The sequence below is a fragment of the Ruegeria sp. R13_0 genome (assembly GCF_017743995.1).
GTDB lineage: Bacteria > Pseudomonadota > Alphaproteobacteria > Rhodobacterales > Rhodobacteraceae > Ruegeria.
The window spans coordinates 1-16,427 of record NZ_JAGHRB010000011.1 but is presented as its reverse complement, the minus strand read 5'-3'; the positions used below and the strand labels follow the sequence as shown (position 1 = coordinate 16,427).

The window sequence follows — 16,427 nt, the reverse complement described above, 5'->3', positions numbered from 1 at the left end:
TCGCCTGACGCACTAATTGGGTTGGGCCATGGCGGACGGTACGGAAACAGAATCCCGCAAGCTGCTGGTTCGGCTGCGCGAAGAAATGGCGAGCGAGGCGGCCGGTCAGGAGCGTCTCGACCGCATCACGCAGCTGATTGCGGACAGCATTCGCTGCGAGGTCTGCTCGATCTATCTGTTCCGTGACGAAGAAACCCTTGAGCTTTGCGCGACTGAAGGTCTCTCGCCCGAGGCCGTACACCAGACCCGGATGCGTCTGGGCGAAGGTCTTGTGGGCCGGGTGGCCAAATCCGGCAAAGTGGTGAACACGGCAGATGCGCCTGCGGCCAAAGGGTTCCGGTTTATGCCGGAAACGGGCGAAGAGCGTTTTTCCTCATTCCTCGGGGTGCCGGTCCAGCGGCTGGGCCAGAAGCTGGGCGTTCTGGTGGTGCAGTCCCGCGACGCGCGTGAGTTCTCGGCCGATGAGATCTATGCGCTGGAAGTGGTCGCAATGGTTCTGGCCGAGATGGCCGAACTGGGCGCGTTCGTGGGCGAAGGCGCGGCCCTGTCGCCTTTGCACCAGCAATCTGTGCAATTGACCGGCGGTCCGGCGCAGGAAGGCTCTGCCGAGGGGCATGTCTGGCTACACGAGCCGCGCGTTGTCGTGACCAACCCGATTGCCGAAGACCCGCACCGCGAAAGCGAGCGGTTGAACGAGGCGGTTGAGGAACTGCGCGTCGGCGTCGACAAGATGCTCGAAATCTCGCAGAACGGCGACAAAGAGCAGCTGAAAGTTCTGGAAGCCTACCGCATGTTCGCCAATTCCAAGGGCTGGATGCGGCGGATGGAGGAAGACATAGCCCTTGGCCTCAGCGCCGAGGCCGCGGTCGAGAAAGAGCAATCACAGGCCCGCGCCCGTATGGGGCAGGTGACCGATCCCTATCTGCGGGAACGGTTGGCGGATCTGGATGACCTCAGCAATCGCTTGCTGCGTATCCTGACCGGGCAGGGCAAGACCGACAGCGCTGATCTGCCGCCCGATCCGATCCTCATCGCCCGCAATATCGGCCCCGGAGACTTGCTGGAATACGGCCGGTCCCTGAAAGGGATCGTGCTCGAGGAAGGCTCGGTCGGCAGCCACGCCACGATTGTTGCCCGTGCGCTGGCGATCCCTTTGGTCGTGCATGTCGGGCGGATCACGACAGAGGCTCTGAACGGTGACCACATTCTGGTTGATGGGGATAACGGCGTTGTCCATCTGCGCCCCGAAGACAGTGTTGTCAGCGCGTTTCGCGACAAGATCGCGATGCAGGCCAAAGCGCAGGAGCGCTATGCCTCGATCCGGGAAACGCCGACGGTTACGCAGGATGGCGCGCGGATCAACATGGCGATGAATGCGGGCCTGATGGCCGATCTACCCTCGCTCGGGAATTCGGGCGCGGAAGGGGTTGGCTTGTTCCGAACCGAGCTGCAATTCCTGATCCGTAACCAGATGCCGAGACGGTCTGAGCTGGTGACCCAATACCAGCGGGTTCTAGACGCGGCCGGAGAAAAACGCGTTGTGTTCCGGACCCTCGATATCGGATCGGATAAGGTTCTGCCCTACATGAAGCATGTGGCGGAACCGAACCCGGCGCTGGGCTGGCGTGCGATCCGCGTGGGCCTGGACAAACGCGGCGTAATGCGGATGCAGCTGCAAGCGTTGATCCGAGCTGCGAATGGCCGCCCGCTGACCATCATGTTCCCCTTCGTCGCGCAGGCCGAAGAGTTCCGCGAAGCCCGTTGGGAGGTCAACAAAACCATCGAGCGTGAAAAACGTCTTGGCCATATCCTGCCGGAAACGCTCGAAGTGGGGGCGATGCTGGAAACGCCGTCGCTGGCGTTCTCACCGCAAAAGTTCTTTGATGAGGTGGATTTCATCTCGATCGGGGGCAACGACCTGAAGCAGTTCTTCTTTGCCGCCGACCGTGAAAACGAGCTGGTGCGCCGCCGATATGACACGTTGAATGTCAGTTTCCTCAGCTTCATCGAACGGATTGTGGAACGCTGCAGTATCTCGGATACACCGCTGAGTTTCTGTGGCGAGGACGCCGGTCGCCCGGTCGAGGCGCTGTGTCTGGCTGCAATGGGGATCCGCACCTTGTCCATGCGTCCGGCTTCGATCGGACCGGTCAAAAGCCTGTTGCTGAGATCGAACCTGCAGGACGTCCGCAAAATCATCGCGGATGCACGTCATCGCGGTGAGCAATCCGTGCGCCCTGCTGTCATGGAGTGGTTGCGGTCGCAATCGTGACCGATCAGTCGGCCTATTGGGGATTCCGGGCTTGATTTTTATTTCAAGGTTCCGTATCCAACCGTGGAAATGTTAGCGATAACATTCGGGGCCGCGCCAGCGACCCACATCGCGACTGAGGTTCTGCTTCTTGGGGCAGGAAGCATAAAAGGAAGCTGATCATGGTTTCACGCGTCATCCCGGTAGACCCGTTCGACCTCGTGCTGTTTGGCGCGACGGGCGATCTGGCGCAGCGCAAGATCTTGCCGGGGCTGTATCACCGGTTTGAAATGGGCCAGATGCCGGAGGATGCGCGGATCATCGGAACCGCCAGGTCCGACATGGACAGTGACGGGTTTCGTGACCAATTGCGCGCGTCGATGGATAAATTCGCGCCGAGTTACGACAAGGACACTCTGGATCGCTTTCTGACACATGTTGATTACGTGCCGGTGGATGCGCTGGGCGATGCGGGCTGGTCCGATCTGGCCAAAGCCTTGCGCTCGGATGTCGTGCGGGCTTTTTATCTGTCTGTGGGTCCCAGCTTGTTCTCAGGAATTGCGCAGCGTTTGAATGATCACGGGCTTGCCACGCCCGACAGCCGGATCGTGGTGGAAAAGCCCTTTGGTCATGATCTAGCCTCGGCTAAGGCGTTAAACGAGGGGCTGCGCTCCTGTTTCGAAGAGCATCAAATCTACCGGATCGACCACTATCTGGGTAAGGAAACTGTGCAGAACCTGATGGCGCTGCGCTTTGCCAATTCCCTTTTTGAGCCGCTTTGGAACGCGACCCATGTCGATCACGTGCAAATCACCGTGGCCGAGACTGTCGGTGTCGAGGGGCGCGGTGCTTACTACGACCAATCCGGCGCGATGAGGGATATGATCCAGAACCATCTGGTGCAGCTTCTCTGTCTGACCGCGATGGAGCCGCCTTCGAAATTCGCGCCTAACGCGGTGCGCGATGAAAAGGTCAAAGTGATCGAAGCGCTGGAGCCAGTCGAGCCGAAGGATATCGCGCGCGGCCAATATCGTACGGACAAGGGCGGCGACGGTTACCTCGATCATGTCGGGGATCCTGCCAGCCGTACCGAAAGCTTCATTGCGTTGAAGGCTCATATCGGCAACTGGCGCTGGGCGGGCGTGCCGTTCTACCTGCGCACGGGCAAACGCTTAAGGGCACGCGAGTCCGAAATTGCTGTGTTCTTCCGCGACCCGCCGCATACGATTTTCCCTAACGTCGGACCTCTGCACGGTAATGTGCTAGTGATCCGTCTGCAGCCGGACGAAGGCATCACTCTGCGCACTACGATCAAGGAACCGGGGCAGGGCGGGTTCCGTCTGTCCGACGTGGCGCTCGATATGAGCTTTGCCGATGCGCTGGGCGATGGCGCGCAATCGCCCGACGCCTATGAGCGCTTGATCATGGACGTGATCCGTGGCGACCAAACACTGTTCATGCGCGGCGATGAGGCCGAGGCCGCCTGGGCCTGGGTTGATCCCATTATTCGCGGCTGGGAAGAGCGTGGCGACAAGCCCGCAAAATACGATCAGGGCAGTTCAGGGCCCGAAGAAGCATTGATGCTGATGCATCGCGATGGACGCCGCTGGCGTCAGATCGGAGGGTAATCATGGTCAATACAGTCATTTCCGACGTCACCAAACGCATCATCGACCGCAGCGCCGACCTGCGCGGCCCGCATCTTGAGCGGATGGAACAGGCCAAATCCAAAGGCCCCGCCCGTGCGCATCTGTCCTGCAGCGGTCAGGCGCATGCTTATGCCGGTGCCGGTGAGGATCAGAACTCGATGGCGACCGGTACGGCTGGAAACCTTGGTATCGTCACCGCCTATAACGACATGCTATCGGCCCACCAACCGTTCGAGCGGTATCCCGAGTTGATCCGTCAAGCGATCCGCGCGGCAGGCGGTACAGCGCAGGTCGCAGGCGGGGTTCCCGCCATGTGCGACGGCGTGACCCAAGGCGAGGCGGGGATGGAGCTGTCTCTGTTTTCGCGAGATGTGATCGCGCTGGCGACCGGAGTGGCGCTCAGCCACAACACCTATGACGCGGCGGTGTTTCTGGGGGTCTGCGACAAGATCGTGCCCGGCCTGATCATCGGCGCGCAGGCCTTCGGTCATCTGCCCGCCGTCTTCCTGCCCGCAGGCCCCATGACCAGCGGTCTGCCCAATGACGAAAAAGCCAAGGTTCGCCAGCAATTCGCTGCCGGAGAAGTGGGTCGCGACGCCTTGATGAAGGCCGAAATGGCGGCCTATCACGGCCCAGGCACCTGCACCTTCTACGGCACTGCCAACACCAACCAGATGCTGATGGAGTTCATGGGCCTGCACCTGCCGGGCTCCAGCTTCGTCAATCCCAACACGCCTCTGCGCGATGCCCTGACCGAGGAAGGCGCGCGTCGTGCCCTGTCTCTCAGCGCGTTGGGCAATCACTACACGCCGGTTTGTCAGATCCTAGACGAACGCGCCTTTGTGAACGGCATCGTCGGCCTGATGGCCACGGGCGGCTCAACCAACCTGCTGATCCACCTGATCGCCATGGCGCGCGCGGGTGGTATCGTGCTGGATTGGGAGGATTTTTCCGACATCTCCGCCGTGGTCCCGTTGGTCGCGCGGGTCTATCCCAACGGTCTGGCCGATGTGAACCACTTCCACGCCGCCGGGGGCTTGGGCTTTACCATCAGCACGCTGTTGGACGACGGGCTGCTGCACCCCGACACGCTGACCGTCGCGGGGCAGGGTCTTCACAACTACACCAAGGAACCCAAGCTGAAAGACGGCGAGTTGGTCTGGGAAGACGGCGCTGGCCATAGCCTGAATGAAAAGATTGTGCGCCCGGCCAAGGACCCGTTCCAGCCTACAGGTGGCCTGTCGCGCCTGACCGGAAATCTGGGCACCGGCGTCATGAAGGTCTCGGCCGTGGCCCCCGAACATCAGGTGGTCGAAGCGCCCGTCCGTGTGTTCCACGACCAGAATGACGTCAAAGCCGCCTTCAAGGCCGGAGAGTTCACCGATGATGTTATCGTCGTTGTTCGGTTCCAGGGTCCGAAGGCCAACGGCATGCCCGAGCTGCATTCGCTGACGCCGATACTGTCGATCCTTCAGGGCAGGGGCCAAAAGGTCGCTTTGGTTACCGATGGCCGCATGTCTGGTGCGTCGGGCAAAGTTCCCGCCGCCATCCATGTCTGCCCCGAAGCGCTGGACGGTGGCGCCATCGGCTATCTGCAAGACGGCGATCTGCTGCGCGTCGATGCCGTAAAGGGAGAGCTCGAAATCCTCACACCCGGCGTCCTCGACCGCAGCCCAGCGACCGCTGATCTGTCTGCCAACCAGCACGGCGTCGGTCGCGACCTCTTCGGCGCGTTCCGCCAGAATGTCGGGTCCGCCGATACAGGTGCCAGCATTTTCGGAGTTTAATCCATGTCCAAAACCCAACGCACCCGCGAGATCTGCGCACTGGCCCCAATCGTTCCGGTACTGGTGGTGGATGACGCCGCCCACGCCCGCCCTTTGGCCGAGGCGCTGGTCGCAGGTGGTCTTCCTGCGCTTGAGGTCACCCTGCGCACCCCTGCCGCGCTGGACGTGATCCGTGCCATGGCCGCTGTGCCCGGAGGCGTCGTGGGCGCAGGCACGCTGGTCACCCCCGAAGACGTCCGCGCCGCCAAAGAGGCCGGCGCGCAGTTCGGTGTCTCCCCCGGCGCGACAGATGCCCTGATCTCCGCATGCGAAGCCGAAGGCCTGCCCCTTCTACCCGGCGCGGCCACTGCGAGTGAGGCGATGGCCCTGCTGGAAAAGGGCTATGACATGCTGAAATTCTTCCCCGCGGAGGCCTCGGGCGGTGCACCGGCCCTGAAAGCCATAGGAGCGCCCCTGCCTCAGATCACTTTCTGCCCCACAGGCGGAGTATCGCCCTCAAACGCCCGTGACTATCTTTCGCTGTCCAACGTGGTCTGCGCCGGTGGCAGCTGGGTCGCGCCCAAGCAGATGGTTCAAGAGGGCGACTGGTCTGGCATCGAAGCGCTTGCGCGTGAGGCGACTCACCTGACGGATTGACGCCGCATTGCGAAACGCTAGGGTGGGCCTCAAGTTAAGCAGGTTACCCTCATGAAAAACCAAACCTCCCTCGTGCATGGGCGCGAGTATCTGGCCATTCCGGGCCCTTCGGTGATGCCCGACGCGGTGCTGCAGGCTATGCACCGCCCGTCTCCCAACATCTACGATGGCGCGTTGATTGAGATGATGCCCGCGCTGACGCAGGACCTAAAGCGCGTGGCCGGAACTCAGCACGAGGTCGCTATCTATATCGCCAACGGCCACGGCACGTGGGAGGCCGCGCTGTCGAATGTAATCGCCCCCGGAGAAACCGTTCTGGCCCCAGCCTCGGGTCGTTTCACCCATGGCTGGGCCGAGATGGCCGAGGGGATCGGTGCCAAGGTTGACCTGATAGACTTCGGCTTGTCTTCACCCTGGGATATTGACCGTATCGCTGAGGCGCTGAATGCCGACAAAGAACACAAAATCAAAGCCGTGCTTGCCGTCCATGTGGATACGTCCACCTCGATCCGAAATGATATCCCTGCCTTGCGCGCTTTGCTGGATGACTTGAACCACCCCGCACTCCTGATGGCCGACTGTATCGCCTCGATGGGATGCGATAGGTTCGAGATGGACGCTTGGGGAGTCGATGTCACCGTGACAGCCTGCCAGAAGGGCCTTATGACCCCGGCGGGCACCGGCTTTGTCTTCTTCAACGACAAAGCGCAGGCGAAACGTGCTGCAATGCCCCGCGTTTCGCAATATTGGGATTGGCAACCGCGCGCCAACCCAGAGCTGTTCTATCAGTATTTCAACGGCACCGCGCCCACCCATCACCTCTATGGTCTGCGCGCCGCGTTGGACCTGATCCATGGCGAAGGGCTCGAAAACGTCTGGGCCCGCCATGAGCGTCTCGCCAAAGCCATCTGGGCCGCCTGCGATGTCTGGGCGCAAGGGGGAGCACTTCATTTCAACGTCGCCGACCCGACCCATCGCAGCCACGCAGTCACCGCCCTCCGCCTGACTGAGGGGCGCGGCACGCCGCTGCGCAACTACACCGAAAAACAGCTTGGCCTGACACTTGGTATCGGCTTGGGGATGGAAGACTGGGACGGTTGCTTCCGCCTAGGCCATATGGGACACGTCAACGCGCAGATGATCATGGCGATGCTGGGCGGCATGGAGACCGCTATGGCGGCACTTGATATCCCCCGTGGTCAAGGCGCGCTGGAAGCCGTCGCCGCGACACTGGCCACATAGCGCCGATCCGCCCCTTCATCTGGCCAAAAATATCCTCGGGGGGACTCGCGCCTTGGCGCGATGGGGGCAGACAGCCCCCCCCCTATACCGCGCGAGCTTGCGCCAAGGCCAAAGGCAAGGCCGCTTCAAAAGCCGCCATCTCTGCCTCTCCACCGCAACTCACCCGGATACAGCGGTTCTGCGGGGCCGCAAATGGCATCCGCACAAACACACCCTGTTCGACGAGAGAGTCTAGAACGGCCTTCGCAAACACCCCGTCACGCCCGCAGTCAATCGCAACGAAATTCGTGGCCGAAGGCAACGGGATCAAACCGTTGGCCTGCGCAATGCGTCCGATACGATCCCGAGCCTCAGTGATCCGGGCCTGCACTTCTGACAGCCAGTCGCCATCCTCAAGTGCCGCCAGCGCCCCGGCTTGTGCAGCCCGGTTCATGCCGAAATGGTTGCGTACCTTGTTGAAGGCCGCAATCAATTCGGGGGCACCGATGGCATAGCCCACCCGCGCGCCTGCCATTCCATACACTTTCGAAAACGTCCGCATCCGGATCACACGGGGATCATCGGCGGCAACAGGCGCAGCAGTGCCGCCCGGCGCGCATTCGACATAGGCCTCGTCCAGAACCAGCAGGCACCCGGCGGGCAGAGCCTCCATCGCGGCCACGATATCGGCGCCCGAACGCCAGCTTCCCATCGGGTTGTCGGGGTTTGCCAGATAGACCAGCTTGGCATCCACCTCTGCTGCCTTGGCAAACAAAGCGGTAGGGTCTTCGTGATCGTCGCGATAGGGAACCTTGTGCAACTCACCTCCGAAACCCGCCACATGGTAGTTAAAGGTGGGATAGGCCCCGTCAGAGGTCACAACCGCATCGCCCGGCCCGATCAATAGCCGCACCAGGTAGCCCAACAGCCCGTCGATGCCTTCGCCCACCACAATGTTCTCGGGCGTAACCCCGTGATGCTCGGCCAACGCATGGCGCAGATCGTGATTCTCGGGGTCGCCATACATCCAGATATCACCTGCGGCCCGTTGCATCGCTTCGATGGCACGAGGCGAGGGACCAAACACGCTTTCATTCGCGCCAAGCCTTGCCTTGAAGGGGGCACCGCGTTGGCGCTCCTGCGTTTCCGGCCCCACAAACGGGACGGTTGCGGGCAGGGATTGGGCGAACGATGTGTAGCGAGGTCTGGTCATAGGCGCAGATAAGCCCACCGTGCGGGTTGCTGCAAGCCCGCGCCTCGACATGCCTCAACGTCGCGGTGGAACTACACTCACATTCGGGGCAGTCTTATCAAGACTGCAAAATAAGGAGGTCCGGAATGGCACGCGTATCTGTCGAGTACAAGGATCACATCGCTCATGTCACGCTGACGCGCGGCGACAAGATGAATGCTCTGGACGAGGCGATGATCAAGGCGCTGCTGACCGCCGGGCAAGAGGTTGCGGCCTCGGACGCCCGCGCCGTGGTCCTGTTGGGTGAGGGCAAAAGCTTCTGCGCCGGTCTCGACATGGCGAGTTTCGCGAAAATGGCCCATATGGACCCGACCGAATGGCTGATGACCCGCAGCCATGAAGACGCCAATGAGATGCAGGAACTGGCCCTGATCTGGCGGCGCATCCCCGTTCCCGTCATCTGCGCGATCCAAGGCGCGGCCTATGGGGGCGGCCTGCAGATCGCTCTGGGCGCGGATATCCGCATCGCCCATCCCGAGGCGAAGCTTGCAGTGATGGAGATGAAATGGGGCATCATCCCAGACATGGGCGGCATGGTTCTGCTTCCGAAACTGGTCCGCTCAGACGTTTTGCGGCTGCTGACCTATACCGCGCGTCCCATTGGGGCTGCACAGGCGGCCGAGTGGGGCTTGGTCACCAGGCTGTCCGATGATCCGCAGACCGAAGCACTGGCCTTGGCTGAAAACATCGCCTCGCAAAGCCCCTCGGCCATCCGCGCTGCCAAGCGCCTCATAGACTTCGCCGAAACCAATCCGCGCGCCGATGTGTTGCTGGCCGAGTCTTCGGAACAGGTGGATCTGATTGGGAAGCCTGATCAGATGGAGGTCGTGATGGCGCAGATGCAAGGCCGAAAGCCCGAGTTCAAGTGATCACCGCATAAAGGCGCGCCGCGCGTCTCGGGCCATGTTGTAGCGCATCTCGAGATCGGCGATCTTGGACATCTTGGCTTTGCGGGCCTCGGGATCGGTTAGTTCAGCATACTCCTTTCGAGCCTCGTCCAACCGTTTCTTGATGACGAACTCCTCGGGCAGTACCCCGGCCTGCGCCATGATCCGATGACCGGCCGCAATGGCGGGATCGCTTTGCGCTTCGCCTGAGCGATCGGGCAGAGGCGCACCTTCGCCCTCAAGACCTTGTAATTGGCCCTCGGCCTGAGCCTTCTTGATCTGGCGTTCCACCAGTTTTCCAAGCGATCCGAACATGGGTGCAGGATAGCTTTTTCAGGCGTGGGGAGAAAGGGATCATCGCAGTTTGGTGGTCAAGAGGTAGGCGACGCCCCCAGCCATCAAGCCCCAGACCGCAGCGCCCAGACCAAACACCGTGATCCCTGAGGCGGTGATGGCGAAGGTCAGGATTGCGGCTTCGCGCTCGGCGGGTATTTCGAGTGCTGCGAAGGTGGCGTTGGCCATCACTCCGATCAGGGCTACGCCGGTCAGCGTGCCCATCAGCAGCGGGTCGGCATGGGCGGCAAAACCGGTGATCGCCACGGCGAAGATACCGAAGACGCAGTAGAACACGCCTGCCATGATTGCAGACCAATAGCGCAAACTACGGTCCGGGTGGCTGTCTTCGTTCGAACACATCGCGGCGGTGATGGCCGCCAGACAGGTGGCGGGGGCTCCAAATGGGGCCGAAAACATGCTTGCCCCGCCGACGGAGGAGAACAGCTTGCCAGGTGCGGGGGTGTAGCCAAAGCTGCGCATCACGGCGATGCCGGGGATGTTTTGGGTTGCCATTGTGACGACGAACAGCGGCAGGCCGATGCCGATCGCTGACGCAAACGAGAATGACGGCATCGTCCAGACCGGCGCGGCCAGATAGGTCTCGGGTCGGACGGAGGCACCATCGGCGCTGAACACAACCACCAGCGCTGCGGCGACGACGGCTGCGGGAACGGCGAACAGCCGGTTAAGACGTCCGGCGATGAACCATGTCAGGATCACGGGTAGGGCCTGCCAGGGTAACTCAACAGCTGCTTTGAACGGGACAATGCACAGGGGCAACAGCACTCCGCCGAGCATCGCCTGCGCCAGAGTGGTCGGGATTGCAGCGGCCAGACGCCCCAAGGGTTTCCAAAGTCCTGCCAGAATCGTCAAGGCTCCGGCGCAGAGAAAGGCTCCGATCGCGCCTGAGAAGCCTGCGGCCGGGGTGGCTGAAACCGCTAGCAACGCCGCTCCGGGGGTAGACCAGGCCACGCTGATGGGTTGTCGGTAACGCAGGCTGAGAACAATCGCGGCCAGCCCCATTGCAATCGCAGCACTCATCAGGCCCGAGGCTGCTTGGGCGGCCGATGCGCCCATTGCAGCCAGCCCTTGCAGCACGATGGGAAATGAGCTGAAGAACCCGACAATGGCGACTACCAGCCCTGTTGAGACGGTCTGCATCGGGGGGAAAGGTCGTGCCATAGGGGCCTCGAAGAGTTGTTGCTCCGAAGTGCTAACAAGCGCAGGCTGGCGCGAACAAGGGGAAAGCTCTGAGGACAAAGAAAAACCTCACCACCGGCTCGGGTGGTGAGGTTGGGATTTCCGTTTTTGGAACGAGAAGAAGATCAGGCGAGTTCGGCCAGACGAGCGAGGGCTTCGTTCAGCTTGGCCTCTTCTTCTTCGCGCGCAGCGAGGTTGGCTTTGGCTTCCTCAACCACTTCCTCCGGGGCCGAGGCCACGAATTTGGGGTTGTTCAGACGCCCACGCAGACCGCCGAGTTCTTTGGCCAGTTTGCCCTTGGCTTTCTCCAACCGTTCCTTTTCGGCGCCGATGTCGATGATGTCGGCCAGCGGCAGACCGAAGCTCGCGCCCGGAGCGGCAATTGAGATTGTGCCTTTTGGCAGCTCGTCGGCCTTGGTCAGACTATCAATCCGCGCTAGGCGCTTGATCAGCGCTTCGTTGCGGTCCCATGCGGCTTGGCCGTGATCGTCTATCTCGGTCACCAGCATCGGCACGTAGAGGCCAGCCGGAACCCGCATCTGGGCCCGGGCCGAGCGGGTGTTTTCGATCACCGAGATCACCCAGTTCATCTCACGATCCGCGTCGGCATCCACCAGATCAGCAGCGGCATAGCTCGGCCAGTCAGCGTGGACAACCATCTTCGCGCGGTTGCCTGTCAGGCCCCATAGTTCTTCGGTGATGAAAGGCATGATCGGATGCAGCAGGACCATGCACTGATCCAGAACCCAGCGCATGGTGGCGCGGGTTTCGGCTTGCGCCTCGGCGTCATCGCCTTGCAGCAGGGGTTTGGAGAGTTCCACGTACCAGTCGCAAACCTTGCCCCAGACAAAGGCATAAAGCCCGTTGGCGGCATCGTTGAAACGATAGCTTTCCAGCGCCGCATCGACCTCTTCCCGCACGCGGGCGGTTTCGCCGATGATCCAGCGGTTCACGGCGGCTTTGGGTTTCAGGTCGGCCACGTCGAGTTGCGGCACAGCGTCGGTGAAGACCTCGTTCATCTCGGCAAAGCGGACGGCGTTCCACAGTTTGGTGCCGAAATTGCGGTAGCCGGTGATGCGCTCGCGGGACAGTTTCAGCACACCGCCAATCGCCGCCATCGAGGCATTGGTAAAGCGCAGCGCGTCGGCGCCGAATTCGTCCACGATCTCCAGCGGGTCGATGACGTTGCCGGTGGTCTTGGACATCTTCTTGCCCTTCTCGTCGCGGACGAGCTGGTGCAGATAGACGGTGTGGAACGGGATCTGATCGACCACGGCCAGTTGCATCATCATCATCCGGGCGACCCAGAAGAACAGGATGTCGAAGCCGGTAACCAGAACATCAGTGGGGAAGTAGCGTTCCAACTCCTCGGTCTGCTCGGGCCAGCCTAGCGTACCGATGGGCCAGAGGCCGGAGGAGAACCAGGTGTCGAGCACGTCCGGATCGCGCCAGACCGGGTAGACCAGCTTGGTCGGGTCTTGTTCGACCGCGTATTGAGCAAGGCTTTCAGCGAACTGATGGATCGCTTCCTGCTTGTCGGCGACTTCGACAACCGTTGCGTGGCTCAGCGGGCTAGGGATGTTTGCGTTGTCGTCGAGGAATTTCTCGGTGACGGCTTCAAGACTCGCAGCGCATTCCATGACATTGCCACGATGCAGCATACCGCCTTCATTCAGCAAACGGCCCAATTCGACCAGATCAAGGTCGCCGTCGTTTTCATCGTCCTTGAAGTTCTCAGCCGAGAGATCGAGGCCATACCAAACCGGAATCTGATGCCCCCACCACAGCTGGCGCGAAATGCACCAGGGCTCGATGTTTTCCAGCCAGTGGTAGTAGGTTTTCTCGCCCGACTCGGGGATGATTTTGACCGTGCCGTCCTTGACCGCATCTAGCGCGGGGCCGACGACTTTGGCCGCGTCGACGAACCATTGGTCGGTGAACATCGGCTCGATGACCACTTTCGAGCGGTCGCCGAAGGGCTGCATGATCGGTTTGCTCTCGACCAGCGGAACCAGCTTGTCCGCGCCTTCGTGATCGGGCTTAAGAGCGGTTGATCCCAGACGCGGATCGTCCGAACGGGTCATCACGGCCAGACCGTCCGCAGTGATTTCTTCGACAACCTTCGCGCGCGCTTCGAACCGGTCGAGGCCGCGCAGGTGATCAGGGATCAGGTTGATCGCGTCGATCTCGTTCTCGGTGAACTCCTTGCCGCGTGCGTATTCCTGCGCCTTGTCCGCTTCTTCCGCGTAAGGCGCACCATCGGCCCGCATCGCGCCTTTGGTGTCCATCAGGCGGTACATCGGGATGCCGCCGCGCTTGGCGACCATATTGTCGTTGAAGTCATGCGCGCCGGTGATCTTCACCGCGCCCGAGCCGAAATCGGGGTCCGGATACTCATCGGTGATGATCGGGATCTGACGGCGATGTTCTTTCGGACCAACCGGGATTTCGCAGAGCTTGCCGACGATGGGCGCATAGCGCTCATCCGAGGGGTGAACCGCAACCGCGCCGTCGCCCAGCATGGTTTCGGGGCGGGTCGTGGCGATCGAGATATAATCCCGCTCCTCGCGGAAGATCACATTCCCATCTTCATCTTTTTCCAAATACTCATATGTCTCACCGCCCGCCAAGGGGTACTTAAAGTGCCACATATGCCCGGCGACCTCAATATTCTCTACCTCAAGATCGGAAATCGCAGTTTCGAAATGCGGGTCCCAGTTGACCAAACGCTTGCCGCGATAGATCAAGCCCTTTTCGTACATATCAACGAAGACTTTGATGACCGCGTCATGGAAGTTGGCCGAGTTCTCATGCCCCGTGCGCGGATCACCCGCTGCTCCGGCCATGGTAAAGGCGTTGCGCGACCAGTCGCAGGAGGAGCCGAGACGTTTCAACTGCTCGATGATCGTGCCGCCGTATTCGCCTTTCCATTCCCAGACTTTCTCAAGGAATTTCTCACGGCCCAGCTCGCGCCGACCCGGCTGCTGTGTGGCGGCCAACATCTTTTCCACCTGCATCTGCGTGGCGATGCCTGCGTGGTCCTGACCGGGCTGCCAGAGCGTGTCGAAGCCGCGCATCCGATGCCAGCGGATCAGGATGTCCTGCAGCGTGTTGTTGAACGCATGGCCCACGTGCAATGCACCTGTCACGTTGGGCGGCGGGATCATGATGGTAAAGCTCTCGTCACGCGATTTGTTCGCGCCTGCCTTGAAGGCTCCGGCCTGTTCCCAGGCCTCGTAGATGCGGGCCTCGGCCTCGGCCGCGTTGAATGTCTTTTCCATCGCCATGGGGTGCGTCCTGCGTCATCAATCTTGGGTTAATGCGTGCAATAGCGAAAGGATGGCAAAAGGGGAAGGCTTTGCACTCAAATCCACAAGGCATTCAGTCCGCCTTAACCGTGAAGCAGGCCACAGACAGCCACTGGGTTGTTCAGCTACACTTGTAGCGTGCAGTCACGAGACGGTGCGACCCGATAAGATGCGGCTTCACTGCTCATTTCGTGATCTGTCGTCAGACGGTTTCGGGAATTTTGCAATGCGTTTGAGCTTTCGTAATATATTCAGACATATGGTGGCTGTAACGATGAGGTCACGCATGCCGCACGCCTTAGTCATGATGATGCCCAAATGCCCGCTTAGGCTTGCAGCTATGCTTCAACGTCTCACAGTTTCGTTGGATCTCTTGTGCGGCATGCTGATGATACCCATCCTTGAGTATACCTCGCCTCTACCGGCGCGCGGGCAAGTGATGGGCCGGCGGTCGAACGGAGGCGGGATATGGGCGCATGGGTCTCAGTTGCCGATGCACCGTGAAGGCCAGGGCGGCGCAATGCTGAGACGCGCGCGCACCCTCGAAGAGTACAGGAGTGGCTGAGATATGATTCTGTCACGGTTAAGCAGAAAGGTTCTTGGATGGCTCGGGCGGCCCTTACGCTCTGAGCATTCCGCCGAAGCGCTGCACCGTGAGCCGATCAGCCATGTTGTCATTCTGGACGGAACAATGTCGACGCTGGAGCCCGGCCTCGAAACCCATGCCGGGCAGACGTTTCGCCTGTGTCAGGAAATGGGGTCTCAGGTTTCCGTGTTTTATGAGGCCGGCGTCCAGTGGGAAAGCTGGAAGTCCTCGCTCGACGTGATGATGGGGCGGGGCATCAATCGGCAAATTCGTCGTGCTTATGGTTATCTCGCTTCGCGTTACAAACCCGGAGATCGGATTTACTTCATTGGGTATTCGCGTGGGGCCTACGGCGTTCGTAGCCTTGCGGGTGTGATCGACATGATCGGTCTGCTGAAGGCGGAACACGCGACCGAGCGAAACATCAAGCAGGCCTACCGTCACTATGAATGCAACCCGAGCGGCACGGCCGCTCGCGACTTCCGCCGCAATTTCTGCCATGAGGATGTGGCGATCGAGATGGTCGGAGTATGGGACACGGTCAAAGCGCTGGGTCTGCGCCTGCCGCTGCTGTGGCGCTGGGCCGAGGAAAAGCACGCCTTCCACAATCATCAACTGGGCCGCGCGATCCGCCACGGATATCACGCGATAGCCCTGAACGAGACCCGTGAGGTCTATGAGCCTGTCCTGTGGAAATGCACGCCCGAGTTCAAAGGCCACGTGGAACAGGTATGGTTCCGGGGCACCCATGGAGATGTGGGTGGTCAGCTAAACGGCTACGAAGAGGCGCGTCCCCTCAGCAATATCCCTCTCATCTGGATGCTGGACAAGGCCGAGCGGCATGGGCTGCCGTTGCCGGAGGGATGGCGCGCTCGTTTTCCGACCAATGCTCAGGGGGCTTCGGTTGGGACGTGGCGCGGGTGGGGCAAGATTTTTCTGCTGCGCAAAAGACGGACGGTTGGTCGGGACCAGTCCGAACACCTCCACGCCTCGGTCGCGCCCGAAGATGTGCCCGGGTGGGAGCCTGAACCGGATCTGCCATCCCATCCGGCGCAGTAAAATGCTGATCAAGTGCCGGTGGTTCCAAGATCACTGACACCTCAGTGTCAGGTTTGAATCCAAAGTACCGAATTCTGCAATTCACCCAAGCGTCTGCTAAGTGTTATTCCGCGTAAAGAGAATTCCGTAATAGGTTGGAGACGTTTTTTTCGTCTCTATCCAACAAACTACAATCATGGGATATGCCTTGATATTTGATACGATCCCTTACCGACCCAAAGAAGCCGAATATTGGGACACTCTTGGTCGTGAAGT

At 60.8% G+C, this 16,427-nt stretch carries 11 protein-coding genes; 7 read left to right on the top strand and 4 right to left on the bottom strand.

Annotation, left to right across the window (positions count from 1 at the left end; genetic code table 11):
- Positions 1 to 28 precede the first annotated feature (28 nt).
- From ptsP to J7394_RS15115, 5 genes are all read left to right on the top strand, one after another.
- Positions 29 to 2,272: a phosphoenolpyruvate--protein phosphotransferase gene (ptsP, locus tag J7394_RS15135; protein WP_209254151.1), complete on the top strand. Its 2,244-nt coding sequence runs from the start codon at positions 29 to 31 to the stop codon at positions 2,270 to 2,272.
- A gap of 161 nt (positions 2,273 to 2,433) precedes the next feature.
- Positions 2,434 to 3,879 carry a glucose-6-phosphate dehydrogenase gene (zwf, locus tag J7394_RS15130; protein WP_209254149.1) on the top strand — a complete coding sequence of 482 codons (1,446 nt, stop codon included), beginning with the start codon at positions 2,434 to 2,436 and terminating at the stop codon, positions 3,877 to 3,879.
- Between the two features lie 2 nt (positions 3,880 to 3,881).
- Positions 3,882 to 5,687 carry a phosphogluconate dehydratase gene (gene edd, locus J7394_RS15125; RefSeq protein ID WP_247748250.1) on the top strand — a complete coding sequence of 602 codons (1,806 nt, stop codon included), beginning with the start codon at positions 3,882 to 3,884 and terminating at the stop codon, positions 5,685 to 5,687.
- A 3-nt stretch (positions 5,688 to 5,690) separates the two neighbouring features.
- Complete coding sequence (locus tag J7394_RS15120; RefSeq protein ID WP_209254147.1) at positions 5,691 to 6,323, top strand: bifunctional 4-hydroxy-2-oxoglutarate aldolase/2-dehydro-3-deoxy-phosphogluconate aldolase; 633 nt, start codon at positions 5,691 to 5,693, stop codon at positions 6,321 to 6,323.
- A 51-nt stretch (positions 6,324 to 6,374) separates the two neighbouring features.
- Positions 6,375 to 7,565, top strand: coding sequence for an alanine--glyoxylate aminotransferase family protein (locus J7394_RS15115; protein WP_209254145.1), 1,191 nt, complete (start codon positions 6,375 to 6,377; stop codon positions 7,563 to 7,565).
- 82 nt (positions 7,566 to 7,647) lie between these two features.
- Here J7394_RS15115 and J7394_RS15110 read toward each other — a convergent pair whose 3' ends face one another.
- Positions 7,648 to 8,757, bottom strand: coding sequence for a pyridoxal phosphate-dependent aminotransferase (locus J7394_RS15110; protein ID WP_209254143.1), 1,110 nt, complete (start codon positions 8,755 to 8,757; stop codon positions 7,648 to 7,650).
- Between the two features lie 125 nt (positions 8,758 to 8,882).
- On the opposite strand from J7394_RS15110, the gene J7394_RS15105 reads away from it, so the two are divergent.
- A complete protein-coding gene (locus J7394_RS15105; protein ID WP_209254141.1) occupies positions 8,883 to 9,665 on the top strand; it encodes a crotonase/enoyl-CoA hydratase family protein in 783 nt (260 codons plus the stop codon).
- On the opposite strand, the gene J7394_RS15100 is transcribed toward J7394_RS15105, so the two are convergent.
- From J7394_RS15100 to J7394_RS15090, 3 genes are all read right to left on the bottom strand, one after another.
- Positions 9,666 to 9,998 carry a DUF1992 domain-containing protein gene (locus J7394_RS15100; protein WP_209254140.1) on the bottom strand — a complete coding sequence of 111 codons (333 nt, stop codon included), beginning with the start codon at positions 9,996 to 9,998 and terminating at the stop codon, positions 9,666 to 9,668. It abuts the gene before it with no gap.
- A gap of 39 nt (positions 9,999 to 10,037) precedes the next feature.
- Complete coding sequence (locus J7394_RS15095) at positions 10,038 to 11,201, bottom strand: benzoate/H(+) symporter BenE family transporter (protein WP_247748249.1); 1,164 nt, start codon at positions 11,199 to 11,201, stop codon at positions 10,038 to 10,040.
- Positions 11,202 to 11,344: 143 nt separating this feature from the next.
- Positions 11,345 to 14,506 (bottom strand): valine--tRNA ligase, encoded by a 3,162-nt coding sequence (locus J7394_RS15090; protein ID WP_209254139.1) that lies wholly within the window; start codon positions 14,504 to 14,506, stop codon positions 11,345 to 11,347.
- A gap of 589 nt (positions 14,507 to 15,095) precedes the next feature.
- Between J7394_RS15090 and J7394_RS15085 the strand changes: the two genes are divergently transcribed.
- On the top strand, positions 15,096 to 16,172 hold the full coding sequence (locus J7394_RS15085; protein ID WP_209254138.1) for a DUF2235 domain-containing protein: 1,077 nt from the start codon (positions 15,096 to 15,098) through the stop codon (positions 16,170 to 16,172).
- The last annotated feature ends 255 nt before the right edge of the window (positions 16,173 to 16,427 follow it).

What these genes read in the sequence shown, in the direction of transcription:
- ptsP (WP_209254151.1), top strand. Translation starts at nt 29, where the DNA reads ATGGCGGACGGTACGGAAACAGAATCCCGCAAGCTGCTGGTTCGGCTG.
- J7394_RS15105 (WP_209254141.1), top strand. Translation starts at nt 8,883, where the DNA reads ATGGCACGCGTATCTGTCGAGTACAAGGATCACATCGCTCATGTCACG.
- J7394_RS15110 (WP_209254143.1), bottom strand. Translation starts at nt 8,757, where the DNA reads ATGACCAGACCTCGCTACACATCGTTCGCCCAATCCCTGCCCGCAACC.
- edd (WP_247748250.1), top strand. Translation starts at nt 3,882, where the DNA reads ATGGTCAATACAGTCATTTCCGACGTCACCAAACGCATCATCGACCGC.
- J7394_RS15120 (WP_209254147.1), top strand. Translation starts at nt 5,691, where the DNA reads ATGTCCAAAACCCAACGCACCCGCGAGATCTGCGCACTGGCCCCAATC.
- J7394_RS15095 (WP_247748249.1), bottom strand. Translation starts at nt 11,201, where the DNA reads ATGGCACGACCTTTCCCCCCGATGCAGACCGTCTCAACAGGGCTGGTA.
- zwf (WP_209254149.1), top strand. Translation starts at nt 2,434, where the DNA reads ATGGTTTCACGCGTCATCCCGGTAGACCCGTTCGACCTCGTGCTGTTT.
- J7394_RS15090 (WP_209254139.1), bottom strand. Translation starts at nt 14,506, where the DNA reads ATGGCGATGGAAAAGACATTCAACGCGGCCGAGGCCGAGGCCCGCATC.
- J7394_RS15115 (WP_209254145.1), top strand. Translation starts at nt 6,375, where the DNA reads ATGAAAAACCAAACCTCCCTCGTGCATGGGCGCGAGTATCTGGCCATT.
- J7394_RS15085 (WP_209254138.1), top strand. Translation starts at nt 15,096, where the DNA reads ATGATTCTGTCACGGTTAAGCAGAAAGGTTCTTGGATGGCTCGGGCGG.
- J7394_RS15100 (WP_209254140.1), bottom strand. Translation starts at nt 9,998, where the DNA reads ATGTTCGGATCGCTTGGAAAACTGGTGGAACGCCAGATCAAGAAGGCT.